This is a genomic window from Gymnodinialimonas sp. 202GB13-11 (genome assembly GCF_040932485.1).
Classification (GTDB): Bacteria; Pseudomonadota; Alphaproteobacteria; order Rhodobacterales; family Rhodobacteraceae; genus Gymnodinialimonas; species Gymnodinialimonas hymeniacidonis.
Genome location: NZ_JBFRBH010000001.1, coordinates 2174349 through 2192248, shown reverse-complemented (window position 1 = coordinate 2192248; position 17900 = coordinate 2174349). Strand labels below are relative to the sequence as shown.

At 62.9% G+C, this 17900-nt stretch carries 17 protein-coding genes; 13 read left to right on the top strand and 4 right to left on the bottom strand.

The window, feature by feature from the left end; genetic code table 11:
• Positions 1–762, bottom strand: a complete 762-nt coding sequence (locus V8J81_RS10925) for an aspartate dehydrogenase (RefSeq protein WP_368475779.1) — start codon at positions 760–762, stop codon at positions 1–3.
• A 121-nt stretch (positions 763–883) separates the two neighbouring features.
• Between V8J81_RS10925 and V8J81_RS10920 the strand changes: the two genes are divergently transcribed.
• Positions 884–2992 (top strand): xanthine dehydrogenase family protein molybdopterin-binding subunit, encoded by a 2109-nt coding sequence (locus tag V8J81_RS10920; RefSeq protein ID WP_368475778.1) that lies wholly within the window; start codon positions 884–886, stop codon positions 2990–2992.
• The gene (locus V8J81_RS10915; RefSeq protein WP_368475777.1) at positions 2989–3942 is read left to right on the top strand and encodes a dihydrodipicolinate synthase family protein; all 954 of its coding nucleotides are present in this window, start codon (positions 2989–2991) and stop codon (positions 3940–3942) included. Before V8J81_RS10920 ends, V8J81_RS10915 begins: the two co-directional genes overlap by 4 nt.
• Here the strand turns inward: V8J81_RS10915 and V8J81_RS10910 are convergent.
• Both V8J81_RS10910 and V8J81_RS10905 read right to left on the bottom strand, forming a co-directional pair.
• Complete coding sequence (locus tag V8J81_RS10910) at positions 3939–4163, bottom strand: DUF6455 family protein (RefSeq protein WP_368475776.1); 225 nt, start codon at positions 4161–4163, stop codon at positions 3939–3941. The genes V8J81_RS10915 and V8J81_RS10910 overlap by 4 nt on opposite strands.
• Positions 4164–4240: 77 nt before the next feature.
• Positions 4241–5242: a LacI family DNA-binding transcriptional regulator gene (locus V8J81_RS10905; RefSeq protein WP_368475775.1), complete on the bottom strand. Its 1002-nt coding sequence runs from the start codon at positions 5240–5242 to the stop codon at positions 4241–4243.
• Positions 5243–5361: 119 nt separating this feature from the next.
• Between V8J81_RS10905 and V8J81_RS10900 the strand changes: the two genes are divergently transcribed.
• Both V8J81_RS10900 and V8J81_RS10895 read left to right on the top strand, forming a co-directional pair.
• Entirely contained in the window at positions 5362–6456 is a 1095-nt protein-coding gene (locus V8J81_RS10900; protein WP_368475774.1) for a fatty acid desaturase family protein, read from the top strand.
• The gene (locus V8J81_RS10895) at positions 6453–7178 is read left to right on the top strand and encodes an SDR family oxidoreductase (RefSeq protein WP_368475773.1); all 726 of its coding nucleotides are present in this window, start codon (positions 6453–6455) and stop codon (positions 7176–7178) included. The genes V8J81_RS10900 and V8J81_RS10895 overlap by 4 nt, the downstream gene beginning before the upstream one ends.
• Here V8J81_RS10895 and V8J81_RS10890 read toward each other — a convergent pair.
• Positions 7175–8197 carry a LacI family DNA-binding transcriptional regulator gene (locus V8J81_RS10890; RefSeq protein WP_368475772.1) on the bottom strand — a complete coding sequence of 341 codons (1023 nt, stop codon included), beginning with the start codon at positions 8195–8197 and terminating at the stop codon, positions 7175–7177. The genes V8J81_RS10895 and V8J81_RS10890 overlap by 4 nt on opposite strands.
• A gap of 182 nt (positions 8198–8379) precedes the next feature.
• Here V8J81_RS10890 and V8J81_RS10885 point away from each other — a divergent pair, with 182 nt between their 5' ends.
• The 9 genes from V8J81_RS10885 (at position 8380) to V8J81_RS10845 (ending at position 17897) form a co-directional block, all read left to right on the top strand.
• Positions 8380–9048 carry an SDR family NAD(P)-dependent oxidoreductase gene (locus V8J81_RS10885; RefSeq protein WP_368475771.1) on the top strand — a complete coding sequence of 223 codons (669 nt, stop codon included), beginning with the start codon at positions 8380–8382 and terminating at the stop codon, positions 9046–9048.
• A gap of 9 nt (positions 9049–9057) precedes the next feature.
• Positions 9058–10218 (top strand): Gfo/Idh/MocA family protein, encoded by a 1161-nt coding sequence (locus V8J81_RS10880; protein WP_368475770.1) that lies wholly within the window; start codon positions 9058–9060, stop codon positions 10216–10218.
• A 3-nt stretch (positions 10219–10221) separates the two neighbouring features.
• Positions 10222–11136: a sugar phosphate isomerase/epimerase family protein gene (locus V8J81_RS10875; protein WP_368475769.1), complete on the top strand. Its 915-nt coding sequence runs from the start codon at positions 10222–10224 to the stop codon at positions 11134–11136.
• A 50-nt stretch (positions 11137–11186) separates the two neighbouring features.
• The gene (locus V8J81_RS10870) at positions 11187–12206 is read left to right on the top strand and encodes an ABC transporter substrate-binding protein (RefSeq protein ID WP_368475768.1); all 1020 of its coding nucleotides are present in this window, start codon (positions 11187–11189) and stop codon (positions 12204–12206) included.
• 72 nt (positions 12207–12278) lie between these two features.
• Positions 12279–13769, top strand: a complete 1491-nt coding sequence (locus V8J81_RS10865; RefSeq protein WP_368475767.1) for a sugar ABC transporter ATP-binding protein — start codon at positions 12279–12281, stop codon at positions 13767–13769.
• A complete protein-coding gene (locus V8J81_RS10860) occupies positions 13766–14701 on the top strand; it encodes an ABC transporter permease (protein ID WP_368475766.1) in 936 nt (311 codons plus the stop codon). The genes V8J81_RS10865 and V8J81_RS10860 overlap by 4 nt, the downstream gene beginning before the upstream one ends.
• Positions 14698–15711 (top strand): ABC transporter permease, encoded by a 1014-nt coding sequence (locus tag V8J81_RS10855; protein ID WP_368475765.1) that lies wholly within the window; start codon positions 14698–14700, stop codon positions 15709–15711. The genes V8J81_RS10860 and V8J81_RS10855 overlap by 4 nt, the downstream gene beginning before the upstream one ends.
• A complete protein-coding gene (locus V8J81_RS10850) occupies positions 15712–16788 on the top strand; it encodes a Gfo/Idh/MocA family protein (RefSeq protein WP_368475764.1) in 1077 nt (358 codons plus the stop codon).
• On the top strand, positions 16785–17897 hold the full coding sequence (locus tag V8J81_RS10845; protein ID WP_368475763.1) for a Gfo/Idh/MocA family protein: 1113 nt from the start codon (positions 16785–16787) through the stop codon (positions 17895–17897). Before V8J81_RS10850 ends, V8J81_RS10845 begins: the two co-directional genes overlap by 4 nt.
• Positions 17898–17900: the final 3 nt, after the last annotated feature.

Genomic DNA, 17900 nt, shown 5'->3' with positions numbered 1-17900 from the left:
TCACGCGAACCGGATGGGGGCGGCTGCCTGGCGGATGGCGGCCACAGCGGACATCGCCGCGAGTGCGGAGGAGCGGGGGTTATCGGGCAGGCCCTTGCCGGTGATGCGGAAGGCCATGGTGCCAAAGGCCCCTTCAGCGCGGATGTCGTGGATGTTTCCGGTGGCGGCGGGGTCGGCGATCAGCTCTGCCCGCGTGTCGTCAAAGCCCGCGCCTGCAAGGGCCACGGCGGCGGCAACGTTGGCGTTCTTGGGATAGGCGAGGGCGGCTTCGCGGGCGGTGCCGGTGAAATGAGTGGCGGCCTCCGTCAGCGTATCCAGATCGACCATATCTTCCGCTGGGGAACCGCGCCACCCTGCGGGCGGTTTGCGCCCGGTATAGGTGACGGTGCTGAGGCCACCCACCGCGCCCGCGCGCAGGGCGTCAAGCGCGCCAATCGCGCCTGAGGCAAGGTGGAGTTGCGCCCCGCCAGACCGGGCGGCGTGTTCCAGTTGAGCCGAAAGCTCAGCGTCGGCCAATGCGCCGAGCGACAGGGTCAGAACGTCGATCCCAGCCGCCAGCGCCTTTGGCCCGTGCTGCGCCAGCCCGGCATGGCCCGCGCAATCAATCAGCAAATCGACGGGCGGCAGGTCAGCAACATCAACAATGGCATGGGCCTGCGCCTGCCGCAAAACCCGCCCGTCCAGGGACAGGTCAGATTGTTCGAGGATGGCGTCGGTTACATACCCCGCAATCGCGCCTTTTCCGATGATGGCCAGCCGCATGGCGCTTCCTTTCCTGATATGTCCAAAGCGTAGCACCAAAGTACATGGCTATCCAGAAAGCGAATATCAGAGGATGGAAGTGCGACTTCTGTTCGACCCGGTGGCATGGGAATGAAGGAGGATGTTCGATCAGGCCAAATTGCATATTGGCGACAGCCCCGTTGACCGCCGCGCTGGGCTGCGATTGCGGGGGGAGGGGTGTTTTGTTGCGGACGTTCAGCTTACCGCGCCTTTGCACCTGTCATTCGCACGCGCGCCTGTGGCGTTCGGCCAGATCAGGTCGGTCGAGCTGGATGCGGCGCGTGAGGTTGAGGGCGTGTGTGCGGTGCATATCGGCGGGGACGTGGAGGTTGCGCGGGCGCTGAGTGTGAATGAGGTTCTATCGCTTGAGTGGCGCCCGGATTTTCCCGTTCTTGCACAAGATCGTGTCACTGGATTGGGGCAGCCGGTTGTAGCCGTTTTGGCCGAAAGCGCGGCCTCTGCGATGGATGGTGCTGAGGCCGTCTTTGTTGACGTTGACGAGGCACCGGCGCCGAATTTGCCGCCACTGGCGCAAAAGCAATGGCGCACGGGCGACCCTGATGCGGCCTTCGCAGAGGCGGCCTTTGTGGTGGAGGCCCAAATCCAGCATCCGCGGCTGTTACCGTCGCCCATGGAGACGCGGGGGATCGTGGTGGAATGGAGCGCAGACGGCCTCACGATATGGCTGTCGACCCAGACGCCACATCGCGCGCGGTCCGAATTTGCCAGCATTCTGGGAATTGATCCGGCGCACCTTCGGGTGATTGCGCCGGATGTGGGCGGGGCCTTTGGCATGAAAGGCTCGGTCTATCCTGAAGAGGTGTTCGCGGTTTGGGCGGCATGGCATCACAAACGCGCCGTCCGGTGGATTGCCACGCGCAGCGAAGACATGTTGTCTGCAACCCAGGGTCGGGGGCTGACCAGCCGGGGCCGGTTGGCGGTTGCCGGGGACGGGACATTTCTGGGGTTGGACGCAGAGGTAGAGGCACCGGTCGGGTCCTGGCTGCCAAATTCCGGGCTGATCCCGGCGTGGAACGGGGCACGGATATTGCCCGGGCCCTACGCGATTGAGACGGTCGATATTCGCACGCGGGCTGTGGTTGAACGGTCTGGGCCGGTGGGCATTTACCGTGGGGCCGGGCGGCCTGAAGCCGCCTGTCTGATGGAACGCCTTGTTGACGTGGCCGCCGCCCGGCTGAACCGCAGTGCAATGGATCTGCGGATCCAGAATGTGCACCCCTCCAGCGCGTTGCCTGTGCGAACGGCGACGGGCAACCTTCTCGATTCAGGCGATTACCCGGCGGCCGTGTTTCAGGCGGCAGAGGCGTCGAACTACGCCGACTTGCTGAAGCAACGCCGCACCGCCCGCGAGGAGGGGCGGGTGTTCGGCCTTGGCGCGGCCTTGTACCTGGAGCCATCAGGCGAAGGCTTTGAAGCCGCCCGTGTCACGTTGGGCGCGGACGGCCGCGTTCTGGTCGCCAGCGGATCGTCTAGCCAAGGCCATGGGCGGGAGACGGCCTATGCGCAGATCGTGGCAGATGTGTTCGACATGCCGCCCGATCAGGTCGATGTCATCCAAGGCGATACCGAAACATGCCCGGCCGGTATCGGTGCCGTTGCCTCCCGCGGGACGGCGATTGGGGGCAGTGCCGTGTTCGCAGCGGCAGAGCGGGTGCGCGCCCGGCAGCTTCGTGGTGACGCGGCCCCGATCGTCGAAGAGGTCCGATATGAGAATGAAGGCCAGGCCTGGGGCTATGGCGTTTATGTTGTGGCGGTTGAGGTGGACCGAGAGACCGGCGTACTGGATGTGCAGCACGTTACTTGCCTTGATGATGCCGGGCGTATGGTGAACCCGGCCTTTGTGGAGGGGCAGGTGCGCGGCGGCTTTGCGCAAGGCTTGGGCGAGGCCCTGATGGAGCAGGTTGTCTACGCCGATGGTCAGTTGTTGAGTGGTTCGCTGATGGATTACGCCCTGCCGAGGGCCACCGACATTCCTGAGTTGAAGCTTCACAAGACCGAGACGCCCACGGCGATGAACGCTTTGGGCGCTAAAGGTGTGGGTGAGGCGGGCACAATCGGCGCGCCTGCTGCGATCCTGAATGCGGTGCTGGATGCGCTGGCCCCCATGGGCGTGGCGCATCTGGATATGCCGCTGACCCCGTGCAAGATTTGGACGGCCATGCGCGCCGTAAAGGAGAATAAGGCATGAAATACAGCCGTTTGGACGCGAAGGATCATGCGCGCGAGCATATGCGCGGGATTTGGGCGGCGTGCCTGAACCCGTGGCGCGCGGATTATTCGTTCAATGAGGAGGGCTTTCGCGCCAACATCCGCCACTGGGTCGATGATCTGGGCATTGCCGGTCTGTTTATCGCGGGCAAGCAGGGCGAGTTCTTCTCCATGACGCTGGAGGAGCGGAAGCGGAATATCGAGGTCGCCGTCGAGGAATGCGATGGGGCGGCAGGCACGATCTTTTCGGCCAGCGACCAGAATTTCGAGACGGTGGTGGAACTGGCCCAACACGCGCAGGCATGCGGTGCGGATTACGTAGTGGTCCATGCGCCAGTGCTGCATTTCGTGAGTGCGCAGGACGAAGTGCTCTACCAGTATTACAAGGCGATTTGCGAGCGCGTTGATATCGGCATCGCGATGTGGAGCCATCCGGACAGTGGCTACATGATGAGCCCCGAGCTGTGTGCACGGATCGCGGATCTGCCGAATATCGTGGCGATCAAGTACTCCGTCCCGCGCCCTATGTACGCCGAGTTGACGCGGCTCGCGGGTGACAAGATCCATGTCTCAACCGCGGATGAGGGCGCTTGGTTGGATAATATCGAGGAGTTGGGCTGGAAGCTCTACCTCTGTTCGTCCCCGCCCTATCAGCTTCAGTCCAAGGGGGATCAGCGGATGAACGAATATACCCGTCTGGCGTTCGAGGGCCGGTTTGAGGAAGCGCGGGCAGTGCGTGACAGCCTTGATCCGGTGCGCGATGCGTTCAAACGCACGAAACCGGCGGACAAGCCGCAGGCCCACGGGAAGTATTGGCAAGAGCTGCTGGGGCAGGTGGGTGGCCCGGTGCGCGCGCCGATGCTTAACCTAACCGAAGCCGAAAAAGCCGCTACGCGGGAGGCGTTTGAGGCGTGCGGCCTGAAGGTCTAGTCCTTGAAGCGCAGGGCGTTGCGACAATAGTCAGGCGCTGCGTCTAGCCGCGAATTCTCGGCTTGCAAGCGCGTGCAGGCCTCCTGATCCGAACAGGCCGAGCAGGCCAAAACCATCTGCTTGAATTGCGAGGCGATAATTGGATCGCTCAGGTCAGTTTCCGTGCGCTCGGCCATGCCTTTGACCAGATCAGCGCTGCGGTCGAATTTCTCAAAAAACATTGGGTTACTCCCCGGATCTGCATGCGCGATCAGAATAGCGCGCGCGCCCCGGGGCACCTTGATCTGCATCAAGCCCGTTAAAGAGGCAGATTCTCGCGCAGGATCAGGTTCGATTGCGGCGGCGTGAAACTGTGATCCTGCCCCCGTGCGGCGGCCGTCAGGGTTGCAAGAACCTCGGCTGCCTCGGCGCGGGCGGACTGGTCGATCACTGTGTCGAGTGTACCGTCGAGCAGCAGGCCCTTGTTGGGTTCGGTCAGATCATGGGCCACGAAGACCAGTCCCCGGTCGCGCTCCGCAGCCTTCAGCGCCCGGGCAATGCCTTGGGTGCCGCCGCCTGCATTGTAGATGGCAACCAGATCGTCGTGATTGCTCAACAGCTCGGCCATCTGTGCCTGTGCCTGATTTCGGTTTTCGTCGCTTTCGCGGATTTCCAGAAGGCTGAGGCCGGGCGCGTCTTCCGAAAGAAGTTGCCGAAGGCCCATCTCCCGCTCCTGATGGGCGCGATAGCTGAGCGAGCCTGCAAAGAGCGCGATTTTGCCGGCGGGCCGGGGACCGAGGAACCGGGTAATGACCTGCCCTGCCAGTCGCCCGGCGCGCATGTCATCGACACCGATATAGGCCAGCCGCCCGCTGCCCGGCAGATCGGAGGCCAGTGTCACAACCGGCGTGCCTGCCCGCGTCACCCGCTGTACGGCGTCCTGGACCAGCGGATGATGGCGCGCCAGAACGGCGATGCCGTCGGCCCCGGCCACCTGTTCGATGGCTGTACGCATCGCGTCGGGCGTTGGATCGGCGATGTCTGGGAAATCGAGAGTTAGGGTGCCGTCATGGCTGGCCATACGCCGGAGGTGATGGCGCAGCTCTTCGATGAACGCGTTGGTGCCGCGGGGCAGCAGGATAGCAAGGTGCACGGGCCGTGGGCTTGCCGGGGTTTCGGCGACATAGCCGATCCGGTGCGCCGCCTGCAAAACGATGGCCCGCGTCCGTGCCGATACGCCAGCGCGATTGTTGAGCGCCCGGTCCGCCGTGGCGGTCGAGACATTGGCGGCTCGGGCGAGGTCTTTGAGCGTTGCGCGCATAGGTATGATGTAAAATGATGTGATCGGGGCCTGCAAGCGCCAGAATCGTCAAATTCAATCGGCAATTCGTTGACTTGAACCCATGCCCCTCGCCACATTTCAGAGCGGGAGGAGGCGAAATGCCCAGAGATACTTACGAAAAGCGCGACTATTCGTTGACTGGGCCAGAGGCGGCCCGGGCAGAGGAATTGGGGCTGGTCTCGGCCGGTTGGTATCATTCCGACGTGCCACGTAAGGTGATGAAAGACCTGATGCAGCGCAGCGACGGGCCGGCGACGCGGGATACGATTCTGTGGATCGGGTTGCTGATTGTCTCGGGCACGGGCGGGGTGTTGGCCTGGGGCAGCTGGTGGTGCGTGCCGTTTTTCCTCATCTACGGTGTGCTTTACGGCTCGGCCTGCGACAGTCGCTGGCACGAATGTGGGCATGGGACGGCCTTCAAGACGCAATGGAAGAACCGTTGGGTTTATAACCTCGCCAGTTTCATGGTGATGCGGAACCCGGTCGCCTGGCGGTGGAGCCATATGCGGCATCACACAGATACGATCATCGTGGGCCGTGACCCCGAAATCGCGATCATGCGCCCGCCGGATATTGCCCGGAAAGCACTGCATTTCATCGGAATCCCGGATGTGTTCCAGCATTTCGGCATCCTGCTGCGGCAGGCTGTATCTGGCCCCGATGAGGCGGAGCGTGGCTATATCCCGGAAAGCCAGATCCCCAAGGCGATCTTCTGGGCGCGACTGTTCGTGGCGGTGCATCTGGCGGCTGTCGTGCTGGCGTTGGCGACTTGGTCGCTTTTGCCGCTGATGCTGATCGGAGGGCCGCGCATCTACGGGACATGGCACATGGTGATGACCGGTCTGTTGCAGCATGGCGCGTTGGCGGAGGATGTGCTGGATCACCGCCTGAACTCGCGCACGGTTTTGATGAACCCGGTCAGCCGCTGGATCTACTGGAACATGAATTACCATGTGGAGCATCACATGTATCCGGTTGTGCCCTACCACGCGCTGCCGCGCCTGCATGCGGCGATCAAACACGACCTGCCCGCGCCTGATCCCTCCATGTTTCACGCATACCGAGAGATGCTTGGCGCGCTGAAGCGGATGCGGACGGAGCCGGGGTACTATTTGCGACGGGATTTGCCACCGACTGCGAAACCCTACCGGGAGGAGTTTCACGGGGCCGATGCGGTGCCTGCGGCGGAATGAGTGATTTATCCAGAAAAGTGGTGCTTGTGACTGGCGCGGCGAGGGGCATCGGGGCGGCGATTTCCACGTCCTGCGAAGCGGCGGGGGCTGAGGTGATTGGGGTGGATCGCGACCCATGTGGCGGGATCGTCGCCGATCTCGCGGAACCAGATGCGCCCGGGCGGGTGATGGAGAAGGCAATCGCGGAGGCTGGTCGCGTCGACGGTTTGGTGAATGCCGCAGGGATCACAACGCGTGCCTCTTTCGTGGATGCCGATATGGCTCGGTTTGACGCACTGGTCGCTGTGAATTTCCGTGCGCCGTTTTTCCTGATGTCGGGGCTGATCCGCCATCTGAAAGGGCGGGGCGCGCCGGGGTCCATCGTGAATATCCAGTCGATGAACGCCCATTGCGGGGTGCCGGATCTGGCGATTTATGCGGGCACAAAGGGTGGATTGCAGACGCTGACGAAGAATGCGGCGCACCATCACATGGTGGACCGCATTCGGGTGAACGGGATCAACCTTGGTTGGGTGGCGACGGAGACGGAGGCCGCGCTGCATGCGGCCGAGAAGGGGCCAGATTGGCTTGAAGCGCAGGGCAGGGCGCAGCCGTTGGGACGCTTCATCACAGCCGAGGAATGTGCGGCGCAAGCTGTGTGGATGCTGTCCGACGCCTCGGCCCCGATGACAGGCACGTGCGTAGATCTGGAGCAATGGGTCGCGGGCGCGCCGCCATGTTAGGCGGGCGGAGCGGTGGAGCCTCGGACAACCAGTTCGACCGGCAGAAGTTCTTCGATGGCGGGGGCGTTTGCTGGGGTCTTGAGGCGCGCCAAAAGGCGCTCAGCCGCGGTGCGGCCCAAACGCTCCCGATCTTGACGGATCGTGGTCAGCGCGGGGACATAGCTGCCTGCCATATCGATATCGTCAAAGCCGACAACCGAGATGTCCTCAGGCACCCGCACCCCGTGCGCGGCCAGGTCTGCGATCAGGCCGAAGGCCACCATATCCGCCGCGCAGAACACGGCAGTGGGCCGGTCCTCCATGGCAAGGATGCGTTCGGCCGCGGTATGGCCGCATTCCAGCGAGAAATCACCGCGAATGATCCAATCATCGCGCGCGGGCAGACCAAGGCGGGTCCGCTCCGCCAGCGCCCCTTCGCGGCGTACGGCGGTCAGCACGTTGCCCTCCGGTCCGGTGATATGGGCGATCTTGCGATGACCCAGATCGGCAAGGTGGCGGATCGCCTGCCGCGCCCCGTCGCGGTTGTCGGACTGGATCGAGGGGAAGGCATAGCCGTCGACCCATTCGCAGGCAAATACGATGCGGCTGTCGACGCCTTGCGCGCGGCATTGGTCCAGCGTCTGCGGGGTCAGACCGCCGTCGAGCGACACCACGCCATCGACGCGGCCTTGGGTGAAATTGCCGACGAGTTCGCCCTCGGCCATCGGGGTGTTTTCTGTGTCTGTGATCAGGATGGAATAGTCGCTGCTCGCAAACCCTTGGCTGATCCCGCGCAGGATCGCGGAATAGAAAGGTTTACCGAGGTTCGGCACAAGGATCAGGACCGCGCCCGCGCGCTGCATCCGCAGGTTCCGCGCGGCGTGGTTCACGCGGTAGCCGGTGGTTTTGATGGCCTCCATCACCTGTTCGCGCGTCCGTTCGGACAAAAGGCCGGGGTTCGAAAGCGCACGACTGACCGTCGCGGTCGAAACCTTCGCCGCCTGTGCCACATCTTGGATCGTCGCGCTTTTGGGGGCCATTTTCATTCCTTGGTTCTGAAATCGCCGCTTGACACGAATCTGATTCCGCTTCGAGTATGTAATCGATTTCATATTTCGCAAAGCGTTTATCGCGGGAGATTGAAATCGATTACAGGGAGGGTAGGCCGATAGCGGCGTCCGCGACATATCAGGGGGATTTCTCCGGGGCCGAGGTTCTGGTCGTGGGCGCGAGCCGCGGTGGAATCGGCACTGCGATAGCCAGTGCGTTCCGTGACGCGGGCGCGCATGTGCAAATCACGGGCGTTGAGGCTGCGCCGGATCCGGATGACGGCTTTGCCTATACGCAACTTGATGTCACCGATACCGATGCGGTGCGTGCCTTCGCGGTCGGGATAACGCGGCTGGACGTGTTGGTGAATTGTGCGGCCATCACGCGCCGCGGCGAAGAGATGGATCCGGAGTTCTTCTCGCACGTCTTGAATGTGAACCTTGTGGGCTCCCTGCGGTGCGCGGAGGCGTTGCAGGGCGCGTTGAAGGGTGGGGCGGTGATCAACATCGCATCAATGTATGCGCGCTTTGGCTCGCCCCGGAACCCAGCTTACGGCGCCAGCAAGGCCGGGGTGGAGCAGATGACGAAGTCACTGGCTATCGCCTGGGCCGAGCATGGCATTCGTGTGAATGCGATAGCCCCCGGCTTTATCGTAACGGAGCAATCCGCGCGCGCCCGGCAGGATGAGAGTTTCACCAAAGGGATCGAAGAGCGCACGCCCATGGGTCGTTGGGGTCAGCCGGGCGACATTGCGGGGGCAGCGCTGTTTCTGGCGAGTGACTCGGCGGGGTTCATCACCGGCGTCACGCTTCCGGTCGATGGGGGATATTCTGTTGTCTGAGGGGGGCTCATGACGGATTTTGCGAAGATTGGCGCGGCGGTGATCGGCACGGGCTTTATCGGCACGGTCCACACGCAAGCCCTGCGTCGGCTGGGCGTGCAGGTGAAAGGTGTTCTCGGGTCCTCCCCAGAGCGTGGCGCGGCACGGGCGGCCGAGATTGGCGTGCCCCATGCCTACGCCACGCTCGAGGATCTTTTGGCGGATGACACGGTGGATGTGGTCCACGTCACCTCACCCAACCACGCCCATTACGGGCAGGTAAAAGCTATCCTGCAGTCGGGCAAACATGTGATTTGTGAGAAGCCGCTGGCGATGACCAGTGCCGAGTCCGCCGAGATGGTGGAGGTCGCGAAGGCCTCCGGCAAGGTGGCGGCTGTTTGCTACAACATCCGCTTCTATCCGCTGAACCAACAGGCGCACGGCATGGTCAAGGCGGGCGATCTGGGCGACATCCGGTTTGTGACCGGCCACTACCATCAGGATTGGCTGGCGAAACCGACCGATTGGAATTGGCGTCTGGTCGCGGAAGAGGGCGGCGCGCTGCGTTCGGTCGGCGATATCGGGACGCATTGGGTGGATCTGACCAGCTTTGTGACGGGCCTGAAGGCTGAGGCAGTCATGGCGGAGTTGGCCACGTTCATCCCCGAGCGGGAGAAGCCGGTTGGGCCGGTCGAGACGTTTTCATCCGCCGCCGGTGCCACTGAAACCGCCCAGATCAACACCGACGACGCCGCGATGATCGTGATCCGCTATCCGAACGGCGCGCGCGGTGTGATGAGTACGTCGCAGATCAACGTGGGCCGCAAGAACTCGCTGCAATGGGATGTGGCGGGCGCGAAGGCGTCTGCGGCGTGGGACAGCGAAACGCCGGACCATCTGTTCATCGGGCACCGCGACGGACCGAACCAGACGCTGATGCGGGACTTCACGTTGATGAACGACTCCGGCGTTGCGGCCGCCACTTTGCCGCCCGGTCACGTCGAAGGCTTTGCTGACTCATTTTTCAATTTTTTCAGGGCTGTGTACGCCGATGTGGAAGCGGGCGGGCGGCAAGCGGACAGCACCTGGGCCACGTTCGAGGATGGCCATTACGAGATGCGGTTCTGCGATGCGGTGGTGCTGTCGGCGAAAGAAAACCGCTGGGTGCGGCTGGATGAGATCGGGGGGTAAGGTATGAAACTAGGGCTACTGACGGCACCGTTTGAAGACAGCGACTTGATGGATATCGCGGCATGGTCCGGGGCGAATGGGTTCTCGGCCTTCGAGGTGGCGTGTTGGCCTGCGAGCGGAGGCGAGAAGCGGCGCTATGCCGGGACGTCTCACATCAATGTGGACGGGCTGACTGCGGCGCAAGGCGACGACATCAAGGGTGCTCTGGCCGAGCATGGCATCGAGATTTCCGGCCTTGGGTACTACCCCAACCCACTGCACGCCGATGCCGACCATCGCGATGAGGTCATTGGCCACCTTATGAAGGTGATTACGGCAGCAGGGACGATGGGCGTGCCGATTGTAAACACCTTTGTGGGTGGGGACCGCACGCTCAACGTCGATGAGAACTGGGAACGCGCCGTTGAGATCTTCAATCCCATCGTCGCCCATGCGCAGGCCCAGGGTGTGCGCCTTTGCTTTGAAAACTGCCCGATGATCTTCAGCTATGACGAATGGCCCGGCGGCCATAACATCGCCTACAGCCCCAAGATCTGGCGACGGATATTCGAGCAATGGGGCGACGCGGTCGGTATGAATTTCGACCCCTCGCACCTGATCTGGCAATTCATCGACCAGACCCGCTTTATCAAGGAATTCGGCCCCCACATGGGCCATGTCCACGCCAAGGACGTTATGGTTGACCGTGACGGGCTTTATGAGAACGGCGTGATGTCCACAGGCATGGGCTGGCAAATCCCGCGCCTTTGCGGGCTCGGTGATGTCGATTGGAGCGACTTTTTCAGCGGGCTCTACCGCGCCGGATACGATGGCCCTGTGATCATCGAGCATGAGGACCGCCTGTTTGAAGGCACGGACGAAAAGGTCAAACGCGGGTTCCTGCTGGCCCGTGACGTGCTGCAACCATTCATCAAGTAGAGGGTGCCAAGCCCCTGAATTCGTTTTGTAATCCCAAGGGAGGAAGACCAATGAGAAAACTTCTTACAACTGCCGCCGCTCTGGCGATGCTGGTGCCGGGTGCGGCCTTTGCCGATGGCCACGCGGCCTACACAATCGGTGTGTCAAACACCGTGCAAGGCAATGGCTGGCGCGAGCAGATGATCTGCGCCATGCGCGCGCAGGCGGCTGTTGAAGGTGACGTGGCCGAGCTGATCGTGGCGCACCGCAACACCGATGCGGCGGGTCAACTTGAAGACCTCAACAACCTGATCGAAGCGGGTGTCGATGCCATCGTGCTCAACCCGTCCAACCCCGACGCGCTGAACTCGGCACTTGATGCCGCCATCGAGGCGGGCATCGTCGTGGTTGCCGTGGACGCCGGTGTGACGGCGGAAGGCGCATATATCCTGTCCAACAACCAGGAAGAATACGCCTATCTCGGCGCGCGCTGGCTGTTCGAACAGCTCGGCGGCGAAGGCGCAGTGGTCTACATGCGCGGGATCGCGGGTGTTTCTGCCGATACCGACCGCGACAACGGCTTCCAGAGGGCGTTGGCCGAATATCCCAACATCGAGGTTGTGCATGAGGTCTTCACTGGCTGGCAGCAGGACCAAGGCAAGCAGCAGATGTTCGACTTCCTCGCCACGGGCATCCCGTTCGATGGTGTCTGGACCTCCGGCATCGACAACGTGATCGTGGATGCGTTCGTGGAATCCGGCGCGCCGCTGGTGCCGATTGTGGGCGCGGATAACGCGGGCTTTGTCCAGTATCTGGCTGAAACCGAGGGTCTTGAGGGTGCAGCTGTGACCAACCCCGGCTCCGTCGGTGGCGCGGGCATCGCACTGGCCGTGGACATCCTGAACGGCGAGGCTCCGGCAGAGACCACTGTTCTGGTCGATCCGGTTCTTTGGGAAAACACCTCTGCCGAAGGGCAGGAGACCATCGCAGGCGCGCTGAACCCGAACCTCGATCCGGAATGGCCCGTCTCGGTCTCCATCCCCGGTTGGACGGACTACTCAATGGAAGAGATCATCGCCTGCGAAGGCTGATTTGAATTGAAAATATCGGGTGCTCCGCCAAGCGTGGGGCACCCCAGTCAATAGACAAACATCCGGGGCGAGATGAGCGGGCAAAACCAAAATGCGCTGTTGGACGCGACCGGCGTGGCGAAAAGCTTCGGCGCGGTGCGGGCGCTGACCGACGCTAGCCTGCATGTCGGGTCGGGCGAAGTTGTTGCGCTGATGGGCGCAAACGGTGCGGGCAAATCGACCTTCGTCAAGATCATCACCGGCGCGCTGAAACCCGATGCGGGTAAGGTTTTGATCCGTGGCAAGCCCGCGCAGGTCGGCTCCCCTGCGCAGGCGCGGCGTTCCGGTTTGGTGCCGGTCTATCAGGAGCCTTCGCTGATCCCAGACCTCGATGTCGCCGACAATCTGCGCCTCGGCGACACGCCGGTTGAGCCGTTTCGCCATTGGGTGAATGAACTGGGGATTGAGGGGCTGCGGCTGGATCACATGATCGCAGATCTACCGCTGGCGACCCTGCGGATCCTCGATCTGGCCCGAGCCATAGCGGCGGAGCCGGACGTGTTGATGCTGGATGAGATGACGGCAGCCTTGCCAACCGATCTGGTGGAGAAGGTGCTAAAAACCGTGCGCGGTCAGGCGGATGAGGGGCGCGGGGTCATCTACATCTCGCACCGCTTTACAGAGATTCAAGAGCTTTGCGACAGTGCCACAGTGCTGCGCGATGGGCGGACGGTGGGCGATTTGAAGATCGCGCCGGGGGCCGAGGAACAGGTGGTTGAGCTGATGCTGGGGGCGAAGATCGACCTTGGCAAAGCCGCCGCGCGGGCGCGCCATGTGAATGAAGGCGCACCGCGTCTGAGCGCGCGTGGGCTGGCCGTTGCGCCCAAGGTGACGGACGTGTCCTTCGATCTCTACCCCGGCGAGGTGCTGGGGGTCGTCGCACTTGAGGGACAAGGGCAGGACGAGGTGTTCGAAGTGCTCTCAGGCTTCCGCAAGGCGACCGGAGGGACGTTGGAGGTGGATGGCCAGGCCGTCAGCTTCAACCACCCGTCGCAGGCCATTGCCGCCGGGCTGACCTTCGTGCCCGGTGACCGGGCCGAAGCGCTGATGCGCGAGCGGTCGGTGCGGGAGAACATCGCGCTGCCCTTCTCCGCCCGCCTGCGCGATTGGGGCCCGTTGAAGGGCAAGCACGAACGCGCCCGCGTGGGCCATGCCATTGAAAAGCTTCAGATCGACACCCGCGCGCAGGGCGAGGTGCAGCGGCTGTCCGGTGGCAACCAGCAGAAGGTGACCATCGGGCGTTGGTTGGCTCATGGGGTGGAGACGCTGCTGTTGTTCGACCCCACACGCGGCATCGATGTGCGAACGAAGCGGCAGATCTATCCGCTGGTGCGGGAGTTGGCGGAGCAGGGCGCGGCGGTGCTGTTCTATACCTCCGAACTGGAGGAGGTGCCGCTGGCCTGCGACCGGGCCGTGGTGATCTTCAACGGGCGCGTTGTGGACGTGATCGACGCCGCGGACGCCGATGAACAGACCTTGATGCGTGCGGCCTATGGCTTGACCGAAGCGAAGGCGGCGTCATGAGCGTGGTGCGCAAGAACGCTTGGGTGATGGGGTTGCTGGCATTGCTGGCGGTCCTGCTGATTGTCACCAAGCTGATCCAGCCGAGCTTTGGCGCAACCGGGCTTGAAAGCCTCGCCCGCGCGGCTTTGCCCTTCGCGTTTGCGACCGCTGGCATGGCGATTGTTGTCATCGTGGGGGGCATCGACCTGTCTATTGCGTCGATCATGGCGGTCTGCGGGGTGACGGCGGCGGTGCTGATGCAAAGCATAGGGGCGGTGCCTGCCGTGGCGATCACACTGGCCCTTGGCGGGCTGATGGGCGCGATCAATGGCGGGTTGATCGTGGTCACAAAGGTGCCGGATATCGTGGTCACACTGGCCATGCTTTTTGTGTGGGAAGGCGTGGCGCTGCTGATCCTTGAGACGCCGGGCGGCACGGTCGCGCCGGGGTTGCGGAGCCTTATCAACGGCTCGCTTATTCCGTTTCTTCCCAACGCCTTGCTCGTCATCCTGATTGCCATCGCGCTTGTCTGGGTGCCGATACGCCGCTCCAAACTGGGGCTGTCGATTTATGCCGTGGGCTCCGATGAACTGGCAGCCTTCCGCTCTGGCGTGTCCGTCGGCTGGACCAAGGTTGCAGCCTATGCCTTGGCCGGGGTGTTGGCTGCGATGGGTGGCCTGTCGCTCATCATGCTGACCGGTATCGGAGAGCCCGTGCCGGGCCCCTATCTGCTCGCCTCCGTTGCGGCGGTGGTTCTGGGCGGCGTCATGCTGGGCGGCGGGCGTGGTGGCCTGCTTGGGCCGATCATCGCGGTCTTCATCCTGCGCATCATCCGCACCATCTTGACGCTCGCGAACGTGGACCCGAACGTGACCACCATCGTGGAGGGCGTCGTAATGGTGGCTGTCGTCATGCTGGGCGCAGTCTTGACCTACCGGGGGAGGCGAACATGAGCGACACACGCATCCACGCGGAAGCTGCGGAAGAGCGTGGCCTCGTCCGTCTTGGCCGGTTCCTCCGCGACAACCCGGTGATCCCGCTGATCTTCTTCCTGATCCTGCTGATCTTCGCGCATTTCTACATCGTCATGCCGGTGCGCACCGGGCGAACCGGCGCGCTGTCCGCCTTCTGGGTCAACAACCTCATCAAGTTTGCCATCCCGCTGGCGATGCTGGCGGCCTGTCAGGTGTTGACCATGCTGACAGCGGGTATCGACCTTTCCGCAGGGATCGTCGCCACCATCGCAGCCTTCGTCTGCGCCACGCTTGCGCCGCTGATCGGGGTGCCGGGCGCGGTCGCCATCGCCATGGCCTGCGGGTTGGTCGTAGGACTGGTGAACGGCTTTGGTGTGGGCGTCGTTCGGGTCCATCCGCTTATCATGACCCTCGGCACAGGCTTGATCGCCACCGGTTGCCTGCAAGTCTACCAGCGCTTCGTGATCTCCACCGGAACGCTGGTGCCGGACTTCCTCATCTGGCTCGGCACCGGGCGGACAGCAGGCCTGCCCAATGGCCTGTTCCTGTTCCTCCCCTTCGCGCTGTTCATCCTGTGGCTGATGCGCTTCACCGGCTTCGGGCGGCTGCTCTTCGCGCTGGGTTCAAACGAGAATGCGGCCAAGCTCAGCGGCGTGAAAAGCTGGCAGGTGTTTCTGGCGCTCTACGCACTGTCCGGTCTGATCGCAGCGCTCGCCGGACTGCTCTACCTAGGAATGATCCGCACACCGTCGTTGCAGCTTGCGAACCCGCTTCTGTTGCCCTCGGTCGCGGCGGCGGTGATTGGCGGGACGTCAATTTTCGGCGGGCGCGGATCCTTTGCCGGAGCCATCGTCGGCGCGCTGATCCTGCGGGTGATCGACACGATGCTGACACTTCTGCAGATGCCGGAAGGGGCGCGGATCGCGCTCTTCGGCTTGATCATCCTGCTGGTCACGGCGCTTTATGTACGGATTACGGGGAGTAGGTAGATGGCACGCTTCAAGGTTGTCGGCATTAGCTTTGACCACATGCATATGGGCGATCTGTTGCGGATGGTGGACGAACACCCGGACGCCGAAATCGCAGGTCTTTATGACCCGGATCGCGCGAAGATGCAGGGCGCTATCGACACGTTCGGTGTCGCGGAGGATCGCGTGTTCACCGACTTCGACGCCTGCATGGCGGCGGGTCCCTACGACCTCGCCATTCTGTGCTGCGCCACGGCGGACCATGCCGAAATGACCGAACGCCTCGCGCCCCATGGCATGCACATCCATGTCGAAAAGCCATTTGCCGCCAGCGCCGATGACGCGCGGCGGATGATGAAAGCGATGGAGGGGACGGGGAAGATCATGTCAATCAACTGGCCTTTGGCTTGGGTGGAAAGCCACCTGACCGCCAAGCGCTTGATTGATGAAGGGATTATCGGTGAGCTGCGCGAGGTGCATTTCTACGACGGCAATCGCGGGCCTCTGTTCCATCTGGCCGACAAGGTGGAGGTCAGTCCAGAAGAAGTTGAGGCACAGAAGCCCGACAGCTGGTGGTACAAGAAGGCCTCCGGTGGTGGTGCGCTGCTGGATTACATGGGCTACGGCGCGACGCTTGGGACATGGTACATGGATGGCGAGGCTCCGCTGGAAGTCACCTGCACCATCGACGACGTGCCGGGGATCGAGGTGGATCAGCACGCCATCGCAGTTGTTCGCTACGCGCGCGGCCTCAGCAAGATGGAAACCCGCTGGGGCACCTTCACCGATCCGTGGTCGGTCAATCCACAACCCATGTGCGGCTTCGTCTTCGTGGGCGGTGACGGCACAATCTGTTCGCCTGACTACGCGCCTTATGTCACCGTGCAGACCCGCGCGAACCCCGAGAAACACGACATCCTCGTCGATCCGCTGCCCGAAGGCCGTGCCGACGCCATTGCCTATATCCTTGACCTGATTGATCGTGGCGCGCAGCCCGAGGGGCCATTCGATCCCGTCCTCTGCCTGACGGCGCAACGGATCGTGGACACTGCCGCCGCTTCCGCCCAACAAAAACGGACCCTGGAGCTTCTGCCATGAGCGACGCCGGCGATAGCGATACCTATGCCCTGAAGGCGGCCGAACTGCCTGAAATCGCGGCGCCCGACGTGGCCTACAAGCCTCCCATGCCGCAGCACCTGAAGCCGCGCATTGGGGTCATCGGCACCGGCGGCATTTCCGGTTCGCACCTCGACGCCTATCGCAAGGCGGGCTGGCAGGTGGCCGCGATGTGGAACCGGACACCCGCAAAGGCGGAGGAAAAGGCCGCTGAATACTGCCCGCAAGCCCGTATCGAGCAGGATTGGCAGGCCATCCTGTCCAACCCCGACATCGACGTGGTCGACATCACGCTGCACCCCGAACACCGGACCGAGATCATCGAGTCCGCTTTGAACGTGGGCAAACATGTGCTCAGCCAGAAGCCTTTCGTAACCGACCTCGACACCGGCATGGACCTTGTGAAGCTGGCGCAAGACAAGGGCGTTAAGCTCGCCGTGAACCAGAACGCGCGGTGGGCGCCGTATTTTGCCTTCATGCGAGAGGCCGCGCGCGCCGGTCATATCGGGCAAGTCCTGTCGATCCATCTAAATGTGCATTGGAATCACGGCTGGACCGCTGGCACGCCCTTTGACGAGATCGAAGATCTGATCCTCTATGATTTCGGCGTGCATTGGTTCGATTTCGTGAACTCAATCCTCGGCGACCGGGTCGAGTCCGTTTTTGCCAGCGCCTTGCGTGGGGCAGGGCAGGCCAACAAGGTGCCGCTTTTGGCGCAGGCGATGGTCCGCGCCGACGGGGCACAGGCCTCCCTGGTCTTCGACGGCGGCATCCCCCACGGCCCTCGCGACACGACCTTCGTGGGTGGCACGGCAGGAAGCATTCAATCAGACGGACCGGATCTGGGCCAGCAAAGGGTGACGATGACCACACCCGACGGCATCGCCCGCCCTGAGTTGGAAGGCGATTGGTTCAACGACGGGTTCATGGGTACGATGGGAGAGCTTCTTTGCGCCATAGAAGACGACCGCGAGCCATCCAACGGGGCCGCCGAAAACCTCCGCAGCCTTGCCATGGCCTTCGCCGCGGTCCGGTCGCGGATCACTGGCAAAGAGGTTGCCGTCGGCGCCGCCCGACGGCTGGAAAGCTAACGT

Coding starts and splice junctions, on each gene's coding strand:
- V8J81_RS10925 (WP_368475779.1), bottom strand. CDS start 762: ATGCGGCTGGCCATCATCGGAAAAGGCGCGATTGCGGGGTATGTAACC.
- V8J81_RS10920 (WP_368475778.1), top strand. CDS start 884: ATGTTCGATCAGGCCAAATTGCATATTGGCGACAGCCCCGTTGACCGC.
- V8J81_RS10915 (WP_368475777.1), top strand. CDS start 2,989: ATGAAATACAGCCGTTTGGACGCGAAGGATCATGCGCGCGAGCATATG.
- V8J81_RS10910 (WP_368475776.1), bottom strand. CDS start 4,163: ATGTTTTTTGAGAAATTCGACCGCAGCGCTGATCTGGTCAAAGGCATG.
- V8J81_RS10905 (WP_368475775.1), bottom strand. CDS start 5,242: ATGCGCGCAACGCTCAAAGACCTCGCCCGAGCCGCCAATGTCTCGACC.
- V8J81_RS10900 (WP_368475774.1), top strand. CDS start 5,362: ATGCCCAGAGATACTTACGAAAAGCGCGACTATTCGTTGACTGGGCCA.
- V8J81_RS10895 (WP_368475773.1), top strand. CDS start 6,453: ATGAGTGATTTATCCAGAAAAGTGGTGCTTGTGACTGGCGCGGCGAGG.
- V8J81_RS10890 (WP_368475772.1), bottom strand. CDS start 8,197: ATGGCCCCCAAAAGCGCGACGATCCAAGATGTGGCACAGGCGGCGAAG.
- V8J81_RS10880 (WP_368475770.1), top strand. CDS start 9,058: ATGACGGATTTTGCGAAGATTGGCGCGGCGGTGATCGGCACGGGCTTT.
- V8J81_RS10875 (WP_368475769.1), top strand. CDS start 10,222: ATGAAACTAGGGCTACTGACGGCACCGTTTGAAGACAGCGACTTGATG.
- V8J81_RS10870 (WP_368475768.1), top strand. CDS start 11,187: ATGAGAAAACTTCTTACAACTGCCGCCGCTCTGGCGATGCTGGTGCCG.
- V8J81_RS10865 (WP_368475767.1), top strand. CDS start 12,279: ATGAGCGGGCAAAACCAAAATGCGCTGTTGGACGCGACCGGCGTGGCG.
- V8J81_RS10860 (WP_368475766.1), top strand. CDS start 13,766: ATGAGCGTGGTGCGCAAGAACGCTTGGGTGATGGGGTTGCTGGCATTG.
- V8J81_RS10855 (WP_368475765.1), top strand. CDS start 14,698: ATGAGCGACACACGCATCCACGCGGAAGCTGCGGAAGAGCGTGGCCTC.
- V8J81_RS10850 (WP_368475764.1), top strand. CDS start 15,712: ATGGCACGCTTCAAGGTTGTCGGCATTAGCTTTGACCACATGCATATG.
- V8J81_RS10845 (WP_368475763.1), top strand. CDS start 16,785: ATGAGCGACGCCGGCGATAGCGATACCTATGCCCTGAAGGCGGCCGAA.